Below are 23001 nucleotides of genomic sequence, written 5' to 3'. Positions count from 1 at the left end.
TCAGTCGCCGAGCACTTCCTTGCGCAGCTTCACTGGCTCTTCGCCCCGCTTGCGCGCAGCGGCGCCGCGCATGCGGATGTTCAGCGCCTCCACGGCCAGGGAGAAGGCCATGGCGAAGTAGACGTAGCCCTTCGGCACATGGACTTCGAAGGCTTCGGCGATCAGCACCGTGCCGACCACGATGAGGAACGACAGGGCGAGCATCTTCAGCGACGGGTGCTTGTCGATGAAGTCGCTGATGGCGCCGGCACAGAGCATCATCACCAGTACCGCGACGATGATCGCCGCGACCATCACCGGCACGTGGGAGACCATGCCGACGGCGGTGATCACCGAGTCCAGGGAAAAGACGATGTCGATGATCGCGATCTGGATGATGGTGCCGATGAAGCCGCCCGCCGAACCCTTCGGTTCCTCGCCGCTTTCTTCCTCGCCTTCCAGGCCCTGGTAGATCTCCGAGCTGCTTTTCCAGAGCAGGAACAGGCCGCCGAAGAACAGGATCAGGTCGCGTCCGGAGATGCCCTGGCCGAACAGGTGGAAGAGGTCGGCGGTCAGGCGCATGACCCAGGTGATCGACAGCAACAGCAGGATCCGCGTCACCATCGCCAGGGCCAGGCCGAAGAAGCGGGTGCGTGGCTGCAGGTGCTTCGGCATGCGCCCGACCAGGATCGAGATCATGATGATGTTGTCGATGCCGAGGACGATCTCCAGGGCGGTCAGGGTGAAGAACGCAATCCAGATTTCCGGGCTGGTCAGCCATTCCATGAAGCGGTCACTCGTCTCGGTCAGTTACTGAACAGGGGGAACAGGCCCAGCAGCAGGGCCATGGCGAGGATTGCCAGGCACACCAGCACGGCCCATTTCAGGGTGAAGCGCTGGTGGTCGCCGAAGTCGATCTTGGCCAGCCCCACCAGCAGGTAGGTGGAGGGCACCAGCGGGCTGAGCAGGTGCACCGGCTGGCCGACGATCGAGGCGCGGGCCATTTCCACCGGGGTGATGCCGTATTCGGCGGCGGCCTGGGTGAGGATCGGCAGGACGCCGTAGTAGAAGGCGTCGTTGGACATGAAGAAGGTGAACGGCATGCTCACCAGCGCGGTGATGGTCGCCAGGTATGGGCCCAGCGCCGGCGGGATCACCGCCAGCAGGCTCTTGGACATGGCGTCGACCATCCCGGTGCCGGAGAGGATGCCGGTGAACACCCCGGCGGCGAAGATCAGCGAGACCACTGCGAGAATGTTCTCGGCGTGTGCGCCGATGCGCTTCTTCTGCTCCTGGATGCACGGGTAGTTGACGATCATGGCGATGCCGAAGGCGATCATGAACAGCACCGGCATCGGCAGCAGGCCGGCGATCAGGGTCGCCATCAGGACCACGGTGAGAATAGCGTTGAACCACAGCAGCTTGGGCCGGCGCGCCTCCGGATACTGCGACACGCTGATCTCCGCCAGGTCCTCATGGTCGGTGGGCAGGTGCAGCTCGCCGAGACGGGCGCGCTCGCGCTTGCCGTAGATCCAGGCGATGGCGAAGATCGCCAGCAGCCCGGCGATCATCGCCGGGATCATCGGCACGAAGATATCCGCCGGGTCGACGTGCAGGGCACTCGCCGCGCGGGCGGTGGGGCCACCCCAGGGGGTCATGTTGAGCACGCCGCTGGAGAGCATGATCAGGCAGGCCATCACCAGCGGGCTCATGCCCAGGCGGCTGTACAACGGCAGTACGGCGGCCACGCAGATCATGTAGGTGGTCGAGCCGTCGCCGTCGAGGGAGACGATCATCGCCAGCGCCGCGGTGCCCAGCGAGACCTTCAGCGGGTCGCCCTTGACCAGCCGGAGGATCTTGCGCACCGCCGGGTCGAACAGCCCGGAGTCGATCATGATGGCGAAGTAGAGGATCGCGAACATCAGCATCACGCCGGTCGGCGCCAGGGTGCGGATGCCGTCGAGCATCATCGGGCCGAGGCCGGCGGCGAAACCGCCGATCAGGGCGAAGGCGATCGGGACCAGGATCAGCGCGATCAGCGCGGACAGGCGCTTGGTCATGATCAGGAACATGAAGGTCGCCACCATGGCGAAGGCGAGCAGGGTCAGCATGGGTTCACTCCGGGGAAGACGGCGGACGGGCGTGCGGCGTGCGGTCAGCAGGCGGCGGGCGGGTGGCGTCGCGCGGACGGAGTGCGGCTGTAGGCGTGTGCGGAACGGGGCATGGCAATCACCATTGTTGTTTTTGTACGGGTAAGCGGGCGTCTCGTGGGCGCGCCGTCGTGTCCGGTCTTCTGCCGGTGGTGGGCGGATGCTACGGCGGGAAGCTTTCAGGCAGCTTTCGCTGGATAACGGCGGGAAACGTGCGGGTAATTTCGGATATATGGTCGATCAGGGCTGCCGCGCGAGGAGCGCCGCGGCCAGTTGCAGGTCGCTGTACCCGGCGTATTCCGGGGCCTGGCGCAGGACCTGCAAGGCTGCCTGGAGGTACGCGCCACGGATCGCACCGTCGCTGGCGACGAAGCTGGCGGCGTCGTCCCGCGCCTGGACGAGCTTGTCGCCCTCGTCAGCGCTGGACTCCTGTGCGCTGACGGTGCTGCCGATGAACGGGCCGACGGTGGTGACGGCCGCCCAGAAGAAGGTGGCGGCGCCGGGTTCGTCGTCGAATTCGGGAAACACCTTGATGAAACCGAAGGCCGGTTGGCAGAGCAGGCAGAGCGCCGTGAGGGCGGCGGCGACGCGTCCTGTCGTCATGGGCTTCCTTGCAGCACGAGGAGTACGCCGACCAGAGTGGCGCCGGAAAGCAGCGTTTGCAAGGTAATGATGCCCGCCATCAGGTGGCCGTCGCCGCCCAGTTGGCGGGTCAGCACATAGGCGGTGGGCGCCGTCGGCAGGGCGAAGAACAGTACCAGCACGGCGCTTTCCATGCTCGGCAGGCCCAGCCCGCGAGCGATGGCGAAGGCCAGCAGGGGCATCGCCAGCAGCCGCGCCGCGCAGTTCCAGCCAAGGGCCGCGACTTCGCCGCCGAGTTCCTGGGGTTTCAGCGCCGCGCCGACGCACAGCAGGCCCAGCGGCAGGCTGGCCACCGCCAGCAGGTTGAGCAGGCGATCGCTGCCGCCGGGCAGGCCGACGCCGGCCAGGTTGACCAGTGCGCCGGCGAGGCAGGCGAGGATCAGCGGGTTCTTCAGGATCGGCAGCAGCAGCGCGCGCAGGCTGATGCCGCGCTCGGCGGTCAGCGCCCAGACCGACATCACGTTCACCGTCGGCACCATCAGCGCCAGCATCAGCGCGGCCAGGGTCAGGCCCGGCTTGCCGTACAGGCTGCCGACCGCGGCCAGGCCGAGATAGGTGTTGAAGCGCAATACGCCCTGGGCGATGGCGCCGAAGCGCCCGGCGTCCCAGCCGCGCCAGCGCTTGCAGAGCAGCAGGGCGAGCCAGGCGACGCCGAGCCCGAGCAGTACGGCCAGGGCCTGGCGGGCCAGGCCGGGGTCGTCCAGCGGCGCGGTCGCCAGGTTGCTGAACAGCAGCGCGGGAAACAGGATGAAGTAGTTCAGGCGTTCTGCGGCAGGCCAGAAGGCTTCGCCGGGAAAGTCCCAGCGGCGCAGGGCGTAACCGCCGACGATGAGGGCGAACAGCGGCCAGAGGGAGTAGAGCAGAGCGGTCACGGGCACCCCCGGATAGTGGAATCCGCTCATCTTGCGAGGTGGCTGCGGCACAGGGCAAGTCCGGCTTATGCTGGCACTCCCGCGAGGAGGATTCGCCATGCCCGAGACCCATACCGGCGGTTGCCATTGCGGCTATCTGCGCTACGCCGTCGCCGCGCCGCTGGACGATGTCGCTCACTGCCACTGCTCGATCTGCCGGCGCACCACAGGCGGCATCGTCACCACCTGGGCCACGGTGCCGCGCGCGGCGTTCCGCTGGCTGGCGGGCGAACCGGCGGAATATGCCTCGTCGGCCAGCTGCACGCGCTACTTCTGCCCGCGTTGCGGGGCCAACCTGGCGTTGTTCACCCGGCTCAGCGCCGATACCCTGGACTTCACCGTGGCCAGCCTCGACCATCCCGAGCGCGCCCCCGCCAACCGGCACATCTGGGTCGGCAGCCGCCTGCCATGGCTACACCTCGACCCGCAGTTGCCCGAAGAGGACGAGGAGTTCATCGCCGGAGCGGACGACCCGTGAGCGAAGACCGGAGGTGGCACCTGTAGGGCGAATAACGCAGAGCGTTATCCGCCGTCTGCGAGGCGCTGGAAGAGCGCTCGGGACCATGCGTCCTGCAGGCGCCTCCCTCAGGGCAGCATCAGCCCGCCGGCCGCCTTGTGCAGCTCGCGCAGGTGCGCGCCGACCTCCTTGATGTTGGCCTCGTTGGCTTCCAGCTCGGCGCGGCGCTCGGGATCGAGCAGGGCGCGGACCTCGCGGTCGAGGTCGTCGCTGAGCCGGCGCAGGCGCGCCTGGCGTTCGCGGGTCTGCTCTTCCAGGTGCTTCCACTCGGCGGCCTGCGGCAGGCCGTAGCCGCCCTCCAGGAGTTCCGCCGGACGACTGAGGAAGCCGCTGTCGTCGAGGATCTGCTGGAAGGTCTTGCCGGCCACTTCCAGGCGCTGGTCGCCGGCCGGCTTGTCCAGATGGCCGAGGTACAGGCGCTTCAACTCGTCCTGGGCGAGCAGCAGCTGGCGCCGCAGCGAGGCCTGCTCGAGCAGCAGCAGCGCCGCGCTGGCGCGCAGGTCGGCCTTGGCGAACCAGGGCTGGCGCTCCCTGGCCGGCAGCGCCAGCCAGTCCTCGACCTTGTCCTGGGGAATGTGCAGGCGCTGCTTGAGCACGTCGAACATCGCCTGGTAGCGGTCGCGGAAGGAGTCGAAGCGGTAGCCCAGGCGCAGGGCTTCCTTGGGGTCGTCGAGCACACTGGGATCGGCCAGCTTGCGGTTCTCCAGCATCTCGAGCACGCCGTAGGGGGTGATGCTGTCCAGGCTTTGCAGCGGTCGCCGGGGGATGCCGCTGCGCAGCAGCTTGAGGGTTTCCACCGCGCAATTGTTGGAGATGAAGTAGTACTGGCCGTCGTAGCTCCAGTGACTCTGCGCGGCGCGCTCGACCAGGCTGGCGACCTCCTCGCGGTCCAGCTTCAGCGGCACCGAGGCGAGGCTGCGCAGCTCGACCTTGGTGTATTCCTCGATCACCTGCGACAGCGGCAGGACGAACAGGCGCGACGGATAGGCGCCGGTCAGGCCGTCCCAGCTGGACAATTGCAGGTCGCCGACGAAGGCGCGGTAGGACAGCACCAGATGCTGGTCGAGGTCCAGCCGGCAGTCCGGCCCACGCGGCCGGCCTGGGGCGCAGATCACCAGGCGGAGCATGGTGTGGCCCCAGCGGCTGACCAGGTTGTCGTTGGCCTCGGCCAGCAGGTAGTCGACCTCGTAGACCCGCTCGGGGTCGAGCTGGCCCAGCGGCTGCTGGCCGAAGTCGCGGCCGGCGTTGAGGTAGGCGAAGCTCTGCGCACAGGCGCTGTGTTCCGGCGCCCAGCCGAAGCGTTGCTGGTAGTAGCGGTAGAGCGCCGGGCGGCGGCAGGCGTAGCTGGGATCGAGGAGGAAGTACTCCATGTTCACCGCGACGAACTCGCGCGGATTGCTCAGCTCGTAGACGTCCGGGCTGCGCAGTACGAAGCCATTGTGCGCCTCGCGCCGCCCGCGCTGGCCGGCGCGCTGCGGCCAGCCGGCGAGATCGAGCAGGCGCGGGTCGTCGGAGAGCGTGAAGCGGCGACCGCTCTGCCCGCGGCAATCGGTGGGCTGGGCGATCCGGCCGAGGGTTTCTTCCTGGCGCGTGCAGCGGCGGATCTCGCGTTTTTCCTCCGCCGACCACAGGCGCGCGCGATCGTAGACGTGGGTCAGCTCGTGCAGCAGGGTCGCCAGCAGCTCGCGCCGCTCGGTGCCGTGCACGCGCCCGGTCTGGCGGCTGGCGGCGCTGCCGTCGGTGAGATCGGCCAGGTACTTGCGGTTCAGCGCGATGCGCTGCGGGCCACGGGCCTGGCCCATGCCGTTGGCGGGCAGGTCGTCGCGCCACTCGACCTCGATCTCGCGGTCCAGGCGTTCGCGGAAGGCCGGCGGCAGCTTGTCCGCGGCATCGTCCAAGAGTTGCTGGCTGGCCTCGCGCTGCGCAGGGTCCAGCCCAGGCGCGTCGAGTTTCAGGCGCAGGGCCGCCGTCGCGTTGCCGGCTCCGCAGAGGGCCAGCGCCAGCAGCCAGGCGCAGGCCTTCCTCACAGGGCGAGAATGGCTTCGGCAAGTACCTGGTCGGAGGCTTCACGGGCTTCCGGCAGACGGCTGCGCAGGGTCCGCATCGCGGCTTCCAGCTGGGCGCCGCGAATGGCGCCGTCGCTGGCGACGAAACTGGCGGCGTCGTCGCGCGCCTCGGTGACCACTTTCATGTCGCGCACGGAAGTGGTGGTGTCGGAAGTGAAGTCGATGCTGCGGTCGAGGGCGCGGACGATGATATTGCTGGTCGCGACCACCGAGCGTGCTTCCGCGGCCGTGGCGCAGAGCGCCAGCAGCAGGGCGGCGAACAGGGGGCTATGACGCATGGAGCTACGGCGCATGGAGGTTCTCCGGAACGGTGGTGATCGCCTATTGGGCAAGAATTGCTTCGGCCAGTTCCTGATCGCTGGCCGCCAGCTCGGGGTGCGCGACACGCAACCAGCGCAGCGCCGCTTCCAGGCGCGCACCACGGATGCTGCCATCGCTGGCGACGAAGCTGGCCGCATCGCCCCGGGCATCGCGTAACAATTTGTTCTCGAACGGCGTGCTGGTCAGCTTGCTGGTGACGTAAAGGGACTTCGCGGTGAACGCCGTCGTGGTATCGAAGGCGTGCGCAGCGGGCGCCAGCAGGCAACAGAAGAGCAACGAGAACCGGTAACGCATGGGGTTGGGCGGAATAGGACTGGAACAGCCGCCAAGGCTAACGGAATGTGCGGCGCGGAGCCAGTGTGGCCGGTCGGCCAGGTCATCGCCGCAGCCGGGCGGCTGCGGCGGCGGGGCGGGCGACTCAGATGGTCAGGATCGCCTGGGCCAGTTGCATGTCGTTGGCGGCCAGGCTCGGCAGCTTGCCACGGATGTGGCGCAGTGCGGCTTCCAGGTGCGAACCGCGGATGTCGCCCTGGCTGGCGACGAAGCTGGCGGCGTCGTCGCGCGCTTCGAGGACGATCTTGTCGTCGCGGAAGGAATTGGTGATGTCCGAAGTGGCATTGGAGGTCATGCCGGTGGCGCGGACCAGGGTATCCGTGGTGACCACGAAGCTGCTGGCGAACGCGCTGGAGGCGCAGGCGAGCAGGGCAGCGGCACCGATCAGGCGCAGACGTTTCATGTGAGTTGCTCCGAACGAAGTCAGCGTAGACGGCCGCATCCGCGCGGCCGTGTCAACGCTGAGACTAACCAACTGTGCGCCACGTCACCAGCGGCTCAGCGCCAGAAAGGTTTCGAAATCTCTACGTAGCGTTCGCTCGGGCTGATCGCCAGGTCGGCGAGGTCGTGTTCGGACATTTGCGCAAGATGCTTGCGCGATCGAGCGTTTTGTCGCCAGGAATTCAATTTTTCCAGCAGGGCGGCGAGATGTGGATGGGCGGCCGGGAGACCGCTGGAACTCCCGGCGTGCGGGTGCGGGGATGTCCTCATCGTGCGTTCCTTCCCATCCCGGGGATGGGGGCGGGGTGTGGAACCTCATGATGCGCCGGGACCGCTGGCTTGCTCAGGGGCAACCACGCGGGAGTTGGACGGAACAGTTCGGTGGCCCCGGCAACTGTTCCGCCCGGCTGTAGCGGAACTGTTCCGGTGGTTCTACGCCTGGGCGGGCTTGCGCGCGATGATCACCTGGCTCTTGGCGACCACGGCGTCCAGGGCCTGCTTGATGGCCGGGCCGCGCGGCGAGTCGAGCAGCGCCTGCCAGGTCCTGGCCCAGTGTTCGAGGAGGGGATGGTCGGGATTGCCGAAATCGACCTTGGCCTCCCAGAACAGCAGCATCCACAGCGACCAGTAGAAGCCGTAGCGGCTGTGGCTGAGGATTTCCAGCCCGGCTTCGCGCACCAGTGCGGCGAACTGCTCCTCGCCGAGCACGCGGATGTGGTTGGGTTTGCGGAAGTATTCGTCGGCGGCGAAGTCCTTCTGCAGGTCTTCCGACGTGGGATGCGGCACGCTGAGCAGATAGAGTGCGCCGGGCTGGCCGACCCGCACCAGCTCGGCGAGGAACTGCCGCGGATCGTCGACGTGCTCGATGACCTCGGTGGAGACCACCCGGGTGGCCGTGGCGTCAGCCAGGGGCAACGGGTCGCAGTCGCTGACCAGGCATTCCAGTTCGCGGGCCGGGGTATCGGCCAGGCGCTCGCGGGTCCTGGCGATCTTTTCCGCGTCGATGTCGGCGATGATGATGCGAGCGCCGCGCATGGCGCAGAAATGAACGTTGCCGCCGTCGCCGCACCCCACGTCGAGCACGGTGTCCTCGGCGGAAATCGGAAAGCCGCTGAACAGCTCGTCGGTCTCCTGGTTGAACCAGCCGCTGAGCACCGCGTCGCGCAACCCGAGCATGTACGGGTCGACCGGCGCGGGTGCGGGTGGCGCGGCGACGGGCTCGGTGGCGGGGCTGGGCGGCGAGACGATCTTCTTGAGGAAGTTCAGCATGAGGTGGCTCCGGAAGTGGTGGCGACGCGGCGGGCGGCGCTCAGGCGCTTGACCAGGCGGGAGCCCAGGTCGCGGCAGGGGCTCTCGACGAAGCGGTAGTTGAGCTCGCTGAGTACGACGATCAGGACCAGGCTGATGGCGAGCAGCGACAGGGGCCGCTCGCCGGCGTCCCAGCCCAGGCGGAAGCAGAGTTCGCGACTGAGATAGAACGCCGGGATGTGGATCAGGTAGATCGCATAGGAGCGCGCGCCGACCCAGACCAGCAAGCGCTTCAGCGGCCCGTTGGAGAGCAGGTAGTCGCGGTCGTAGGAGGCTATCCACACCAGCAGTCCGCACAATAGCGCGATGGCGCCGATCCGCACGGTGACCAGGCTGTACGCTTCGCTGGCCAGCACGCCCAGGGCCGCGGCCACGGCGGCCAGCAGCAACGGCCCGCTCCAGGCGCGGCCCAGCAGGGTGGGGTTCCAGCGGGCATAGCCAGGCTGCAGGGCGGCGAAGGCGAGCAGTACGCCGATGGCCAGGGCGTCGGTGCGCAATACCATCAGCAGCGGCGTGCGCAGGCTGAAGAACTGGACCAGCACCAGCGCCAGGAGGGCCCAGCCCAGGTAGCGACGCAGGCAGAGGATCAGCAGCGGCAGCAGGAGGTAGAACTGTTCCTCCAGGGAAAGGCTCCAGTAGACGAAGCTGGCACCGTATTCGTAGCGGTAGAAACTGTCGGCGAAGCGGAAGTTGGCGACCTGGAGGAAACCGGCGAGGCTCGCCGCGAGGTTGGCCGACAGGCTGCCGAAGGCTCCGGAGCGGTTCAGCAGCAGGCAACAGGCCAGGATCAGCGCCAGCCACAGCCAGGCCGAGGGCAGCAGGCGGAAGGCGCGGCGGATCCAGAAGTACCGCGCCTGTTCCCAGAATGCCTGGCGTGTGGGCGCCTCGCGCAGTTGCGGGATGAGGGTGCGGGCGATGACGAAGCCGGAGATGGCGAAGAACAGGTCCACGCCCCACCAGAACTGGACGCGCTGGTTGATGCCGTCCAGCAGTGCCGGGGAGCCGCTGAACAGGTTGCCGTGCAGATGGTGGAATACCACGCCGAGCACGGCCAGCCCGCGCAACAGTTCGATGTCGAGGATGCGTTTGCCGCTCATGTCCGCGACGATCCGGGGTCGAGCGGCTTGCGCGCGATGATCACCTGGCTCTTGGGCATGAAATGGTCGAGCAGGTGCTTGATCTCCAGGCCGTCGGGACGGGCCAGGAGGTTTTCCCAGAGCCGTGCCCAGTCTTCCATCAGCGCCGGGTAGGGCGGCTGGATACGGTCGCGGACGGCGCCGCCGAGCTCACGGCCGGCGGCCCGTTCGCTGGCCCAGAAGAAGATCATGCCCATCACCCAGAAGAAGCCGCTGGCCTGGCGGTGCTCGATGACCAGCCCGGCGTCCTGCACCAGGCGCGCGAAGTCGTCACGGGAAAAGATGTGGATGTGGTTGGGCGCCCGGAAGTAGTCGGCCGGGGCGATGCCCTGCTGCAGGTGTTCGCCGACCGGGTCCGGCACGCTCAGCAGGTACTGCGCGCCAGGGCGGCCGAGACGCACGAGTTCGGCCATCACCCGCGCTGGGTTGGCCACGTGTTCGAGCACTTCCATGCACACCAGCTTGTCGGCGCAGGCGTCGCGCAGCGGCAGCGGGTCGCTGTCGCTGACCAGGCCGGTGAAGGGCCGCCGGGCCACCGCCTCGACCTGCTGCGCCAGGCTCCGCACCTTGTCCTCCTCGCTGTCGGTGAAGATCACCGAAGCGCCCTGGCGGGCGGCGAAGAGGGTGGCGACGCCTTCGCCGCAGCCGAGATCGAGCAGGGTGTCCTGGGCGCCGATGGCGAAGCCGGCGAGCAGTTCGCCGGTTTCGCTGCGGAACCAGCCATCCAGCACCGCATCGCGCAGACCGCACATGCGTGGCGACACCGGTTCGCTCGCCGCAGCGGGACGGGAACGCCAGCGTTGGAGCAGGGCGCGGATCATGCCGGGATGCTTTGCAAGGCGGAGGGGTCGCCTTGTGCCGCTTCGTCGAGGAAGCGACGCAGGCGCTCCACGGCCAGCTTGCGGCTGCAGAAGCGTTCGAGGCTGGCGCTGGCATGCGCGGACATGCGTGCGTAGCGCTCCGGCTCCTGGCGAGCGACCTCGAAACTGGCCCGGTAGGCCCGGCACAGCGACTCCCAGTCGGTGATGTAGCGCAGCGTGCGGTAGGCCGCGCGCGGGTCGTGGGGCCAGGCGGTGGCTTCTTCCGAGGAGTCGACGATGAAGGCGTTGTCGGCGTCGATGTAGTCGATCATCGCGGTATTGCGCGGAGCCACGGCCGGCTTGCCGCTGGACATGAATTCCATCAGCGGCAGGCATTGGCCTTCGCCGTAGGAGGTGTTCACCACGTAGCTGGTGGCCTCGACCAGCCGCTCGTAGTCCGGGTCGGCGAGGTAGCCGTGGATCAGCACGATGCGGCAGCGGTAGGACTGGTTCTTGTACAGGTGGTGAAGCATGTCGGCCAGCGCTTCGCCGACGTTGTGGTGGGTCAGTTTCAGCACCAGGGTGGCGTCGGGCTCGTCGCGGAAGGTGGCGCAGAACGCGCTGATCATGTCCTGCCAGTTCTTGCGCCCGTCGTAGGGGTTGAACACCGAGGTGTAGATGACCCCGTCGAGGCTCAGCTCGACCTGTTTCGCCGCGCGGTCCGGCAGGGCCAGGACCTCCGCCGACGGCTCGGGGTCGGCATGGACGGCCAGGTCCAGCTGGCGGCTGTCCACCAGCAGGCCGTCCAGGCGCAGGCGCACATCCCGGGCTTCGGGACGGCCCGCCTGCTGCGAGGCGCGGTTGGCGAAGCGATCCCAGACCGGCGCCGGCACGCTCAGTACCGGGTAGTCGCGACCCATGGCGGCGCGCACCACGTCGACCGTGAAGCTGGAGTGGGTGATGGCCCGTCCGCTGTGGCGCAGCACATGTCGCCAGTCGTGGCGCGGTTCGCCGTGCCAGGTTTCGCTGGGGAGGGTGCTGAACTCCCAGGCGAACACCGGGATGGTCGGGCAGGCATGGTGGATCGGCGTGCGATGGGGCGGCGAGAAGGAGAGGAAGACACAGGGTTCGCCGCGCTTGCGGCAGTCGTGGTAGAGGCGGTCCACCAGTTCGTCGGGATCGCTGACTTCGACCACCTGGCCGATCTCTTCCAGCAGCGGACGGAATTCCTTGAGGACGAAGTAATAGCTGTACTCCGGGCGCCCGAGGTTCTGCCGGATGGTGGTCTTGTTGGTCTCGGAGTGGATGATGATCAGCATGGAACGTTGCCTGTGGCGGTGGCCGCCAGTTCGACGCCGGGCGCAGGGGTTGCCTTGCGGGCGGAAAGGAAGGGTTCCAGGCGCTGGCGGACCACGTCGCCGGCGCAGTAGCCGCGCATGCGTTGGTTGGCCGCGGCGGACAGTTGCCGATAGCGCTCCGGCTGTTCCCGGGCTACCCGGTAGCTCTCCAGGTAGGCCTCCTTCAGGGACTCCCAGCTCGGCCGGTAGCGCCGGGTGCTGTACAACCGGCGCGAATCCTGCGGCCAGGCCGCGGGCTCCTGGCTGGAGCGGACCACGAAGCCCACCTGGGCGTCCATGTAGTCGGCCATCGCCGAATGGTCCGGAGCGATCGCCGGGGTGCCGCAGGACATGAATTCCATCAGCGGCAGGCACAGGCCCTCGCAGCGCGAGGCGTTCACGTAGTAGCTGGCGGCTCCGTACAGGCGGGCGTACTCCGCGGCATCGAGATAGCCGTGCAGGGCGATGACCCGGCAGGCGAATGGCGACAGTTGGGAAAGCAGGGTGAGCAGTTCGACGTGGTAGGTCGTCAGGTCGCTCTGGGTCATCTTCAGCACCAGCGTGGCATCGCTGGTGTCGCGGAATGCCCAGCAGAAGGCGGTGATCAGCTGATGCCAGTTCTTGCGCCCGTCCAGCGGATTGAACACCGAGACGTAGACCACCCCGTCCACGACGACCTGCTGGTGCTGGTCGACGGCCGGCAACAGCGCCGGCGGATGCTCGGGCTCGGCGGGCGGCATCGGCTCGATGGCCTGGGGCAATGGCTCCGGCAGCGTTTCCAGCGCCGTTGGCGGGGGCGGCAGCGGCCGGCGCAGGTGACGGAACAGCCAGCGGCGTACCGGTATGGGTACCAGGTCGCTGACGGCTTCCCGGTACCACAGCAGCAGGTAGTGCTTGCTGATGACCAGTCGGCGCCTCCAGTCGAGAGGAACCGGCTCTGGCTCTGGTTCTGGCTCAGGGACCGGTTCGGGCTCGGGCTCGGCGGGCGTCTCGGGGAGGACCTCGAGGATCTCGTCCTCGGTCTCTTCCCTGATCGGTGCGATGAGGCCGTCGGCGGAAAGGCCCAGCAGGCGGCTGTCGATGACGCAGCCCTTGAGTTGCAGGGTCTCGCCGGACTTGACCGGATTCCGTTCGCCTTGCTGGCGGATCGCGGCGAAGTCCTCCCAGATCGGCGTCGGCAGCGCCAGTACCGGAAAATCTTCGCCCAGCACCCGGCGAACCGCGCGGGCAGTCTGCTCGGAGAGGGTGATGGCTGCGCCATGGCCGGCCAGGACCTGGCTCCAGTCCTGCGCCGGATCGCCGTCCCACGCCACGTCGGGAATCGTCTCGAACTCCCAGGCGACCACGCACAGCATCGGGCATTGCAGGCCCCGCGCCGCCTTGTGCGGCGGGGTGAAGGAGAGGAACAGGCAGTCTTCGCCCTGTTCATGCAGTTGCCGGTAGAGCGGGTCGACTTCGTCCGTGCTCTGTACCAGGTGGACCTGTCCCAGCGATTCGAGGATTGGCCGGTAGGCCTTGAGGACGAAGTAGTAGCTGTATTCGGGGCGACCGAGGTTGTGGCCGATCGAGCGCTCGTTGATATCCGAGTAAAGGATGAAATTCATGGCATCTCGTGATGAAACTGCCCGTTCGACAGCTTGGTGGTGATGAGCGAGGCCAGGCGCTGCTTCGTTGTCCGGAAGCCTTCCCGGCGGACTGGTCGACCCATCGTGTTCTTGTTCTGTTATCGCGACCGCGACCTGTTCGATCAATAGAACAGGAGGCAGTCAAGCACGAAATCGAGAGGCATTCTAAACATACCTTTCGCAAAAACGTGAAGGCTGACGGAGAAAACGTCATGCCGTTCGAATGAGAACCTACCGGTCACGAATAAGCGGTTGAAATCGGCGCATTCTTGGCACAGATTGGAGCGCGATAATCAGAACAACACGCTATCCGGCATGACCTCTGGAACGTCGTATTCCTAGGAAGAGCGTCGCCGAGCGTAGCATCAGATAAAAGGCCCGCTTCCTTGACTCAGCGTCTGTTCGTCACCGGGCTCTCCGGTTTCGTAGGCAAGCATCTTCAAGCTTATCTGGCAGCGGCCCACACGCCGTGGGCGCTCCTTCCCGTACCGCATCGTTACGACCTGCTGGAGCCGGATTCGCTGGGCGACCTCTGGCCGGAGCTGCCGGATGCGGTCATCCACCTGGCCGGGCAAACCTACGTGCCGGAGGCCTTCCGCGATCCTGCGCGGACCCTGCAGATCAACCTCCTTGGCACCCTCAACCTGCTCCAGGCACTTAAGGCGCGGGGCTTCTCCGGTACCTTCCTGTACATCAGCTCCGGCGACGTCTACGGCCAGGTGGCCGAGGCGGCGTTGCCGATCCACGAGGAACTGATCCCCCACCCGCGCAATCCCTATGCGGTCAGCAAGCTGGCGGCCGAGTCGCTGTGCCTGCAGTGGGGTATCACCGAAGGCTGGCGGGTGCTGGTGGCGCGACCGTTCAACCATATCGGGCCGGGGCAGAAGGACAGCTTCGTGATTGCCAGCGCCGCGCGGCAGATCGCCCGGATGAAGCAGGGCTTGCAGGCCAATCGGCTGGAAGTGGGGGACATCGACGTCAGCCGTGATTTCCTCGATGTCCAGGACGTGCTGTCAGCCTATCTGCGCCTGCTCTCCCACGGCGAGGCGGGCGCCGTCTATAACGTCTGTTCCGGGCAGGAGCAGAAGATTCGCGAGCTGATCGAACTGCTGGCGGACATCGCCCAGGTCGAGCTGGAAATCGTTCAGGACCCTGCCAGGATGCGCCGGGCGGAACAGCGGCGGGTTCGCGGCAGCCATGCGCGACTGCACGACACCACGGGCTGGAAGCCTGAAATAACCATAAAACAGTCCCTGCGGGCGATCCTGTCCGACTGGGAGTCACGGGTACGAGAAGAATGACAAGAAGTGCACTGGTAACTGGGATCACCGGTCAGGACGGAGCGTACCTGGCCAAGCTGCTGCTGGAGAAGGGCTACCGGGTCCACGGCCTGGTGGCGCGGCGCAGCAGCGACACGCGCTGGCGCCTGCGCGAACTGGGGATCGAAGGCGATATCCAGTACGAGGACGGCGACATGGCCGATGCCTGTTCGGTGCAGCGCGCGGTGATCAAGGCGCAGCCGCAGGAGGTCTACAACCTGACAGAGCTTCGTCGGGGCCTCCTGGAACCAGCCGGTGACCACCGGCGTCGTCGACGGCCTGGGCGTGACCCACCTGCTCGAGGCGATCCGCCAGTTCAGCCCGGAAACGCGCTTCTACCAGGCTTCCACCAGCGAGATGTTCGGCCTGATCCAGGCCGAGCGCCAGGACGAGAACACGCCGTTCTACCCGCGCAGCCCCTACGGCGTGGCCAAGCTCTATGGCCACTGGATCACCGTCAACTATCGCGAGAGCTTCGGCCTGCACGCCTCCAGCGGCATCCTGTTCAACCACGAATCGCCGCTGCGCGGCATCGAGTTCGTCACGCGCAAGGTTACCGACGCGGTGGCCCGCATCAAGCTCGGCAAGCAGCAGGAATTGCGCCTGGGCAACGTCGACGCCAAGCGCGACTGGGGCTTTGCCGGGGACTACGTCGAAGCCATGTGGCTGATGTTGCAGCAGGACAAGGCCGACGACTACGTGGTGGCCACCGGTGTCACTACCACCGTGCGCGACATGTGCCAGATCGCTTTCGAGCATGTGGGCCTGGACTACCGCGACTTCCTCAAGATCGACCCGGCGTTCTTCCGGCCCGCCGAGGTCGACGTGCTGCTGGGTAATCCGGCCAAGGCCCAGCGTGTGCTCGGCTGGAAGCCCAGGACCAGCCTGGACGAGCTGATCCGGATGATGGTCGAGGCGGACCTGCGACGCGTTTCCCGGGAGTAAGCCATGCTGATTCCCGTGGTGCTTTCCGGCGGCGCCGGTACCCGCCTTTGGCCGGTGTCGCGTGAAGGACAGCCGAAGCCGTTCATGCGCCTGCCCGATGGCCAGACCCTGCTGGGCAAGACCTACCGACGTGCCGCCGGGCTCCTGGCCGGGCATGGCGAAATCGTCACGGTGACCAACCGCGAGCATTACTTCCAGAGCAAGGACCAGTTCCACGCGGCCCGCCTGGGGCGGCACCGGGGACATTTCATCCTCGAGCCGACCGGGCGCAACACCGCTCCGGCGATTGCCGTCGCCGCCCTGGCGCTGCAAGCCGAACATGGCGACGCGGCGGTACTGGTGGTGATGCCGGCGGATCACCTGATCCGCAACGAGGAGGCCTTCCGCGAGGCGGTAGGGCATGCCGCGCGTCTCGCCGTCGCCGGGCACCTGGTTACCTTCGGCGTGGTGCCGGACGCAGCGGAAACCGGTTTCGGCTATATCGAGCTGGGCGACCGGCTGGACGAGCAGGGGGCGGCCAAGGTGCGCCGCTTCGTCGAGAAACCCGATGAGGAAACCGCCCGTCGCTACGTGGAAAGTGGCGGTTTCCTGTGGAACTCCGGGATGTTCTGTTTCACGGCCTCGACCCTGGTCGACGAGCTGGCGCAGCATGCCCCGGCCCTGCTGGAGCAGGCCAGGGCCTGCCTGGCCGCCAGTGCGGCGGTGAAGATGGCCGATGGCATCCAGCATGAGCTGGCGGGCGAAGCCTTCGCCGCGCTGCCGGACATTTCCATCGACTATGCGCTGATGGAGCGCTCCGCGCGGGTCGCCGTGGTGCCGGCGGCCTTCGACTGGAGCGATATCGGTTCCTGGGGCGCGATGAGCGCGCTGCTCGACGCGGACGCAGAGGGCAATCGCGGCAGCGGCGACACCCTGTTCGTCGACACCCGTAACACCTTCGTGCAGAGCGACGGGCGCCTGGTCGCCACGGTCGGGGTCGACGACCTGGTCGTGGTGGATACTTCCGATGCGCTGCTGATCGCCCGCGCCGACCGGGTCCAGGAGGTGCGCAGGGTGGTGCAGCGGCTGAAGGACGAGCGGCACGAGGCCTATCGGCTGCATCGGACCGTCAACCGTCCCTGGGGCAGCTATACCGTCCTCGAGGAGGGGCCGCGCTTCAAGATCAAGCGAATCGTGGTCAGGCCGGGAGAGCGCTTGTCGCTGCAGATGCACCATCACCGCAGCGAGCACTGGATCGTGGTGCAAGGCATGGCCAGGGTCACCAATGGCGATGGCGCGCGGCTGGTCAACAGCAACGAGTCGACCTACATTCCCGCGGGCCACCGGCATCGCCTGGAAAACCCGGGGGTCATCGACCTGGTGATGATCGAGGTGCAGAGCGGCGAATACCTGGGAGAGGACGACATCGTCCGCTTCGAGGACCAGTACGGCAGGGTGGTCTGATGCTTCTTGGCTTGTCTCGTTCCTTGTGGGGCTATCGTGGCTTCGTTCTCGGCAGCGTCAAGCGCGAGTTCCAGTCGCGCTACCGCGGGTCGCTGTTCGGCGCGTTGTGGACGGTGCTCAATCCGCTGTCGATGATCGTCGTCTACACGGTGATCTTCTCCCAGGTGATGCGCGCGCGCCTGCCGGGGGTCGACGACGGCCTGGCCTACAGCGTCTATCTCTGCGCCGGCCTGCTGACCTGGGGCCTGTTCGCGGAAATCACCTCGCGCAGCCAGAGCATGTTCATCGAGAACGCCAACCTGCTGAAGAAGATCAGCTTCCCGCGCATCTGCCTGCCGGTCATCGTACTGCTCAACGCCGGGGTCAATTTCGCCATCATCCTCGCCTTGTTCCTCGGCTTTCTCGCCCTCAGCGGGCGCCTGCCGGGCGCGGCATTGCTCGCGCTGGTGCCGCTGCTGGCGATCCAGGTGCTGTTCGCGGCGGGACTGGGGATGATCCTCGGGGTGCTCAACGTGTTCTTCCGCGACGTCGGCCAGTTGTTCGGCATCTGCCTGCAGTTCTGGTTCTGGCTGACGCCGATCGTCTATCCGATCGGCATCCTGCCCGAGGGTATCCGCTCGCTGATCGAACTCAACCCGATGACCGCGCTGATGCGCAGCTACCAGCAGCTGTTCCTCCACGGGCAATGGCCGGACTGGCCTTCATTGCTGCCGATCACCCTGCTGGCGCTGCTGCTGTGCGCGCTCGGCCTGCGTCTGTTCCGCCAGCGGGTCGGCGAAATGGTGGATGAACTCTGATGGGACAGATACGCGTATCCGGCCTCGGCAAGGCCTACAAGCAGTATCCCAATCGCTGGAGCCGGTTGTTCGAATGGCTGGTGCCTTTCAGCCCTCCGCGCCACCACCTGCACTGGATCCTGCGCGAGGTCGAGTTCACCATCGAGCCGGGCGAAGCGGTCGGCATCGTCGGGGTCAACGGCGCCGGCAAGAGCACCCTGCTGAAGATGATCGCCGGCACCACCCAGCCGACCTGCGGCGAGATCCGCGTGGCCGGCCGGGTCGCCGCGCTGCTCGAGCTGGGCATGGGCTTCCACCCGGACTTCACCGGCCGGCAGAACGTCTTCATGGCCGGGCAACTGCTGGGCATGCAGGTCGAGGAAATCCAGGCGCTGATGCCGGATATCGAGGCCTTCGCCGAAATCGGCGAGGCCATCGAGCAACCGGTGCGCACATACTCCAGCGGCATGCAGATGCGCCTGGCGTTCAGCGTGGCGACTGCCCGGCGGCCGGACATCCTGATCGTCGACGAGGCCCTGTCGGTCGGCGATGCCTATTTCCAGCACAAGAGCTTCGAGCGCATCCGCAGTTTCCGCAAGGCCGGCACCACCCTGCTGATCGTTTCCCACGACCGCTCGGCGATCCAGTCCATCTGCGACTCCGCGATCCTCCTGGAGCAGGGACGGATGGCCATGCGCGGGCGGCCGGAAGAAGTGATGGACTACTACAACGCCCTGCTCGCCGAGCGCGAGGGGCAGACCGTGCGCCAGGAAATGCTCGCCGACGGCCAGGTGCGGACGATTTCCGGCACCGGCGAGGCAGCGATCCTCGACGTACGGATGGTCGACCAGCGGCAGCGCGCGCTGGAGGTGGTCGAGGTAGGCCAGGCGGTGACGCTGGAAGTCGAGGTCGAGGTTCGCCAGGACATCGAGCGGCTGATCCTCGGCTTCATGATCAAGGACCGCCTCGGCCAGCCGATGTACGGGATCAATACCCACCGCCTGGACAAGGCCCTCACCGACCTGAAGGCCGGCGAGCGCATCACCTACCGCTTCGCCTTCGACATGCGCCTGGGCAAGGGGCACTACTCGGTGGCACTGAGCCTGTCGCGGCTGGACTCGCACCTGGACCGCAACTTCGAATGGCGCGACTACGGCCTGGTCTTCCATGTCATCAACAACCGCCAGGAAGACTTCGTCGGTTGCTCCTGGCTGGGCGCCGAAACCCATATCAGCCGCTCCGGCGAGGCGGCTCTGGACCCCACTTCCGCGGAGAGCACTCCATGACGCGTCTGTTGGTCGAATGCACCTATGTGTTCGAGCATCCCAAGGTCAATTCCGGTATTCAGCGGGTGGTGCGCAACGTCATCCGCGAGTTGCCGGAAGCCGACGAGACGGTGGAGTGCATCCCGGTGGCAATGCTCGACGGCACCCTGTATCAGGTCCACAGCCTGGCGCCGCTGGACCCGCGGCCGCATTCGCCGCTGGTACGCCTGCGCATCCTGGTGGAGCGAGCCGCCAACTACTTCTGGCTGGGCCAGCGCACCCTGGAAAAGCGCCGCCCGTTCCGTTCCTCGCCGTGGGCCCGGCGCCTTCTCTATGTAGCCTGCCGCTTGTTCGCCTTCGCCTTCCTCAGCATTCCGCTGCGCCTGCTCGACCGCATCCTCGGCAAGCAGCAGCCTGCACCCGTGCGCGCGACCCCGCTCGAACATCGGGCCGGCGACCAACTGGTCTTGCTGGACTCCTCCTGGCACGCCGATTTCTTCCCGCTGGCGGAACGCCTCAAGAGCGAGGGCGTGGGCATCGTCTCGGTGATCTACGACCTGATTCCCCTGACCCATCCGCAATTCTGCGATGCCGGCCTGGTCAAGGTGTTCAACCACTGGTTCGACTGGATCGCGGCCACCGCCGACGGCTACGTCGCGATTTCCGAGACCATCCGCGACGAAGTGCGCGCGGAGATGCTGCGGCGCATCGGCCCGGAGAAGGTCGCGCAACGCTGGTTCGATTATTTCCACCTGGGTTCGGAGCTGGACCTGGTCGAGGACGGCGCCTCCGTCGAGCCCGATCTGCTGCGCATGTTCAAGGCCAAGGCGCCGGTATTCCTGATGGTCAGCACCATCGAGCCGCGGAAGAACCACGGTTACCTGCTGGATGCCTTCGAGCGCGCCTGGGCCCAGGGTTCGCAGGTGCGGTTGTGCATCGCCGGACGCATCGGCTGGAAGTGCGAGGCGCTGGTGGAACGGGTGCGGCAGCATCCGGAACTGAACAAGCGCCTGTTCATGTTCAACGACCTCTCCGACAAGAGCCTGGAGTACGCATACTCCCATGCCGCATCGCTGGTCTTCCCGTCCTATGTGGAAGGTTTCGGCCTGCCGCTGGTGGAGGCCATGCAGCGCGGCCTGCCGGCGATGGGCAGCGACATCCCGGTGTTCCGCGAGATCGGCGGCGAATTCATGGCCTACTTCGACCTCGCCGATCCGCAGACCCTGGCGAGCCTGGTCACCCGCTTCGAAGCCACGGGCGAGTTCCCGGCCGAGCGACCGGTCGGCGAATGGCGCTGGATCGGCTGGCACGAAGCGAGTCGACAACTGATCGCGCGGATCCTGCTCGCCCTCGGCAAGGCCCCGGCGCATGGCGAGGCAGTACATGCGGATTGCGGTTAACGCGCGGATTCTCCAGGCGCCGCGGACCGGCATCGGGCATTACCTGGTCGAGTTGCTGGGCGCGTTGCAGGCGCACGCGGACTTCGAGTTTTCCCTGTTCCATGGCTGGGGCTGGAGCGGCGACCTGCCGGCGGCGGCGCTGCCCGGCTATTCGCGTCTGTCGCCCTGGCTGCGCAACCTGCCCGGAGCCTACCGGGCACGACGCTGGCTGGAGCAGCGGCGTTTCGATAGCGGTCGGCCGCCGGTCGATCTCTACCATGAGCCCAGTCTCTGGCCGCTGGACTTCGACGGGCCGATGCTGATGACCCTGCACGACCTGACCCACCTGCATTATCCGGCGACGCAACCCGCCGCCCGCTTGCGCGAAATAGAACGCCGGCTGGCGCGCGGGATGGAAAAGGCGCGGTTGATCCTGACCGACTCGCAGGCGATCGCCGACGAGGCGCAGGCGTATTTCGGCCTGCCGCGCGAGCGCTTCGTGGTGGCGCCCCTCGGCCATGCCGCGCGGTTCCGTCCGCGGGACCGGGAGTCCCTGCGCGAGCCCTTGCGCGCGCATGGCCTGGTGCCGCGCGGGTATTTCCTCTGCGTAGGAACCCTCGAACCGCGCAAGAACCTGTCGCTGGCCCTGCGCGCCCATGGGCAACTGCCGGCGGCGGTCCGCCAGCGTTTTCCGCTGATGATCGTCGGCATGCCGGGATGGGAAAGTCGCTCGCTCGACGACGAACTGCGCCAGGCGCTGGCTTCGGGAACGGTGCGGCTGCTCGGCTACCTGCCGGACGAGCGGGTCGCCGAGTTGATGTCGGGCGCTCGGGCGCTGGTCTTCCCCTCGATCTACGAAGGCTTCGGCCTGCCTGTGCTGGAAGCCATGGCCAGCGGCACGCCGGTATTGCTCACGCGACTCTCCGCAATGCCGGAGGTGGCCGGCGAGGCGGGCAGCTATATTGACCCGGATGATGCCAATGGGCTATCTGACATGCTGGTCCGCATGACCGAGGATACCGTCTACTGGGAGTGCTGCCGGGAAGCCGGCCTGCGACGGGCGGAGCAGTTTTCCTGGAAGCGTTGCGCGAATCTCACCGCTGCAGCCTATCGTCGTGCCGTGGAGGGCTGAATGCGGGTACTGCACTTCTACAAGACCTACCTGAGCGAAACGGTAGGCGGGATCGAACAGGTGATCTTCCAGCTTTGCGAGAGCAGCGGGTCGTGGGGGATCGACAACCACGTCCTGACCCTGAGCAGCGACCCGCATCCGCCTGTCGTGCCCTTCGGCGGACATGTGGTGCATCGCGCCAGGCTCGACCTGCAGCTCGCTTCCACCGGGTTTTCCCTGAGCGTGTTCAAGCAGTTCCGCGAGCTGGCGGCGGAGGCGGACGTGGTCAACTACCACTTCCCCTGGCCGTTCATGGACCTGGTGCATTTCCTCACCGGTATGAACAAGCCGAGCGTGGTCACCTACCATTCGGACATCATCCGCCAGCGCGTCCTGTTGAAACTGTACCGGCCGCTGATGGGGCGCTTCCTTCATAGCGTCGATCGGATCGCGGTGGCGTCGCCCAACTACTTCAGCACCAGCGACGTGCTCCGCCAGTACCGGGAAAAGACCCGGGTGATCACCTACGGCCTGGACAAGGCCTGCTACCCGAAGCCTGCGGCACAGCGTCTGGAGCACTGGCGAGAGAAACTCGGGCCGCGGTTCTTCCTGTTCGTCGGGGTGATGCGCTACTACAAGGGCCTGCATATCCTGCTGGATGCGTTGCAGGGCACCGATTACCCGGTGGTGATCGTCGGTGCCGGGCCGTTGCAGGCCGAGCTGTATGCCCAGGCCGCGGCGCTGGGGTTGCGCAACGTGCACTTCCTCGGCCGAGTGGACGACGAGGACAAGGTCGCCCTGCTGCAACTCAGCTACGCCATGGTCTTTCCGTCACACTTGCGTTCCGAGGCGTTCGGTATCTCCCTGCTGGAGGGCGCGATGTACGGCAAGCCGATGATCTCCAGCGAGATCGGCACCGGCACCAGCTACATCAATATCCATGGCGAGACCGGCCTGGTCGTGCCGCCCAGCCAGCCGGCCGCGTTTCGCCAAGCGATGCGCTGGCTCTGGGAGCATCCGCAGCAGGCGGAGGAAATGGGCAGGAACGCGGAGGCCCGCTATCGGCAACTGTTCACCGCCGAAGAGATGGGGCGTCGCTGGAGCGAGCTGTACCGTGAACTGCTGGAGGAAAAGGCTTCTTCCAGATACGTGAAGGCCGCTCGGTAAGGAGCGGCCTACGGTACAGTTCAGGCTGGG

22 protein-coding genes and 1 pseudogene are annotated in these 23001 nt (G+C 66.8%); 9 read left to right on the top strand and 14 right to left on the bottom strand.

Annotated elements, in window-relative coordinates:
- The 4 genes from LE197_RS27970 to LE197_RS27955 all read right to left on the bottom strand — a co-directional run bounded on the left by LE197_RS27970 (window position 1) and on the right by LE197_RS27955 (window position 3673).
- Complete coding sequence (locus LE197_RS27970) at window positions 1–765, bottom strand: TerC family protein (RefSeq protein WP_003110368.1); 765 nt, start codon at window positions 763–765, stop codon at window positions 1–3.
- A 20-nt stretch (window positions 766–785) separates the two neighbouring features.
- Entirely contained in the window at window positions 786–2090 is a 1305-nt protein-coding gene (locus tag LE197_RS27965) for a CitMHS family transporter (protein WP_003096918.1), read from the bottom strand.
- 279 nt (window positions 2091–2369) lie between these two features.
- On the bottom strand, window positions 2370–2732 hold the full coding sequence (locus LE197_RS27960) for a DUF2388 domain-containing protein (protein ID WP_003102543.1): 363 nt from the start codon (window positions 2730–2732) through the stop codon (window positions 2370–2372).
- Window positions 2729–3673: an AEC family transporter gene (locus LE197_RS27955; protein ID WP_003096914.1), complete on the bottom strand. Its 945-nt coding sequence runs from the start codon at window positions 3671–3673 to the stop codon at window positions 2729–2731. The genes LE197_RS27960 and LE197_RS27955 overlap by 4 nt, the downstream gene beginning before the upstream one ends.
- Before the next feature lie 67 nt (window positions 3674–3740).
- Here LE197_RS27955 and LE197_RS27950 point away from each other — a divergent pair, with 67 nt between their 5' ends.
- A complete protein-coding gene (locus tag LE197_RS27950; RefSeq protein ID WP_003102545.1) occupies window positions 3741–4160 on the top strand; it encodes a GFA family protein in 420 nt (139 codons plus the stop codon).
- Window positions 4161–4267: 107 nt separating this feature from the next.
- Here the strand turns inward: LE197_RS27950 and LE197_RS27945 are convergent, their stop codons facing one another.
- The 10 genes from LE197_RS27945 to LE197_RS27900 form a co-directional block, all read right to left on the bottom strand.
- Window positions 4268–6226, bottom strand: coding sequence for a DUF4105 domain-containing protein (locus tag LE197_RS27945; RefSeq protein ID WP_003458292.1), 1959 nt, complete (start codon window positions 6224–6226; stop codon window positions 4268–4270).
- Entirely contained in the window at window positions 6223–6543 is a 321-nt protein-coding gene (locus LE197_RS27940; RefSeq protein ID WP_003114112.1) for a DUF2388 domain-containing protein, read from the bottom strand. The genes LE197_RS27945 and LE197_RS27940 overlap by 4 nt, the downstream gene beginning before the upstream one ends.
- Window positions 6544–6586: 43 nt before the next feature.
- Window positions 6587–6880, bottom strand: a complete 294-nt coding sequence (locus LE197_RS27935) for a DUF2388 domain-containing protein (RefSeq protein ID WP_003096909.1) — start codon at window positions 6878–6880, stop codon at window positions 6587–6589.
- 124 nt (window positions 6881–7004) lie between these two features.
- Window positions 7005–7322, bottom strand: a complete 318-nt coding sequence (locus LE197_RS27930) for a DUF2388 domain-containing protein (protein ID WP_003096907.1) — start codon at window positions 7320–7322, stop codon at window positions 7005–7007.
- Window positions 7323–7417: 95 nt separating this feature from the next.
- Complete coding sequence (locus LE197_RS27925) at window positions 7418–7630, bottom strand: DUF1127 domain-containing protein (protein ID WP_003096905.1); 213 nt, start codon at window positions 7628–7630, stop codon at window positions 7418–7420.
- Window positions 7631–7792: 162 nt separating this feature from the next.
- Window positions 7793–8629: a class I SAM-dependent methyltransferase gene (locus LE197_RS27920; protein WP_003096902.1), complete on the bottom strand. Its 837-nt coding sequence runs from the start codon at window positions 8627–8629 to the stop codon at window positions 7793–7795.
- Entirely contained in the window at window positions 8623–9765 is a 1143-nt protein-coding gene (locus LE197_RS27915; RefSeq protein WP_057386914.1) for an acyltransferase family protein, read from the bottom strand. Before LE197_RS27915 ends, LE197_RS27920 begins: the two co-directional genes overlap by 7 nt.
- A complete protein-coding gene (locus LE197_RS27910; protein ID WP_003114110.1) occupies window positions 9762–10625 on the bottom strand; it encodes a class I SAM-dependent methyltransferase in 864 nt (287 codons plus the stop codon). Before LE197_RS27910 ends, LE197_RS27915 begins: the two co-directional genes overlap by 4 nt.
- Entirely contained in the window at window positions 10622–11923 is a 1302-nt protein-coding gene (locus LE197_RS27905; protein WP_003161107.1) for a glycosyltransferase, read from the bottom strand. The genes LE197_RS27910 and LE197_RS27905 overlap by 4 nt, the downstream gene beginning before the upstream one ends.
- Window positions 11917–13545, bottom strand: a complete 1629-nt coding sequence (locus LE197_RS27900) for a glycosyltransferase (protein ID WP_003114108.1) — start codon at window positions 13543–13545, stop codon at window positions 11917–11919. Before LE197_RS27900 ends, LE197_RS27905 begins: the two co-directional genes overlap by 7 nt.
- Window positions 13546–13952: 407 nt before the next feature.
- Between LE197_RS27900 and rmd the strand changes: the two genes are divergently transcribed.
- From rmd to wbpZ, 8 genes and pseudogenes are all read left to right on the top strand, one after another.
- The gene (gene rmd, locus LE197_RS27895) at window positions 13953–14867 is read left to right on the top strand and encodes a GDP-6-deoxy-D-mannose reductase (protein WP_003114107.1); all 915 of its coding nucleotides are present in this window, start codon (window positions 13953–13955) and stop codon (window positions 14865–14867) included.
- Window positions 14864–15830, top strand: a pseudogene (locus LE197_RS27890) (GDP-mannose 4,6-dehydratase). Before rmd ends, LE197_RS27890 begins: the two are co-directional and overlap by 4 nt.
- A 3-nt stretch (window positions 15831–15833) precedes the next feature.
- Window positions 15834–17273: a mannose-1-phosphate guanylyltransferase/mannose-6-phosphate isomerase gene (locus LE197_RS27885; RefSeq protein WP_003114106.1), complete on the top strand. Its 1440-nt coding sequence runs from the start codon at window positions 15834–15836 to the stop codon at window positions 17271–17273.
- The gene (locus LE197_RS27880) at window positions 17273–18070 is read left to right on the top strand and encodes an ABC transporter permease (RefSeq protein ID WP_003096887.1); all 798 of its coding nucleotides are present in this window, start codon (window positions 17273–17275) and stop codon (window positions 18068–18070) included. The genes LE197_RS27885 and LE197_RS27880 overlap by 1 nt, the downstream gene beginning before the upstream one ends.
- On the top strand, window positions 18070–19335 hold the full coding sequence (locus LE197_RS27875) for an ABC transporter ATP-binding protein (RefSeq protein WP_003096884.1): 1266 nt from the start codon (window positions 18070–18072) through the stop codon (window positions 19333–19335). Before LE197_RS27880 ends, LE197_RS27875 begins: the two co-directional genes overlap by 1 nt.
- Complete coding sequence (locus LE197_RS27870) at window positions 19332–20714, top strand: glycosyltransferase family 4 protein (protein WP_019372311.1); 1383 nt, start codon at window positions 19332–19334, stop codon at window positions 20712–20714. Before LE197_RS27875 ends, LE197_RS27870 begins: the two co-directional genes overlap by 4 nt.
- Window positions 20698–21825, top strand: a complete 1128-nt coding sequence (locus LE197_RS27865; RefSeq protein WP_003102573.1) for a glycosyltransferase family 4 protein — start codon at window positions 20698–20700, stop codon at window positions 21823–21825. The genes LE197_RS27870 and LE197_RS27865 overlap by 17 nt, the downstream gene beginning before the upstream one ends.
- The gene (gene wbpZ, locus LE197_RS27860; RefSeq protein ID WP_010792440.1) at window positions 21826–22971 is read left to right on the top strand and encodes a D-rhamnosyltransferase WbpZ; all 1146 of its coding nucleotides are present in this window, start codon (window positions 21826–21828) and stop codon (window positions 22969–22971) included. It begins immediately after the preceding gene.
- Window positions 22972–23001: the final 30 nt, after the last annotated feature.

Origin of the sequence: Pseudomonas sp. PS1(2021), assembly GCF_020405165.1 — a bacterium.
GTDB lineage: Bacteria > Pseudomonadota > Gammaproteobacteria > Pseudomonadales > Pseudomonadaceae > Pseudomonas > Pseudomonas aeruginosa.
Note: the sequence above shows the minus strand (reverse complement) of the source record. Positions and strands in the feature narration are given on the sequence as shown.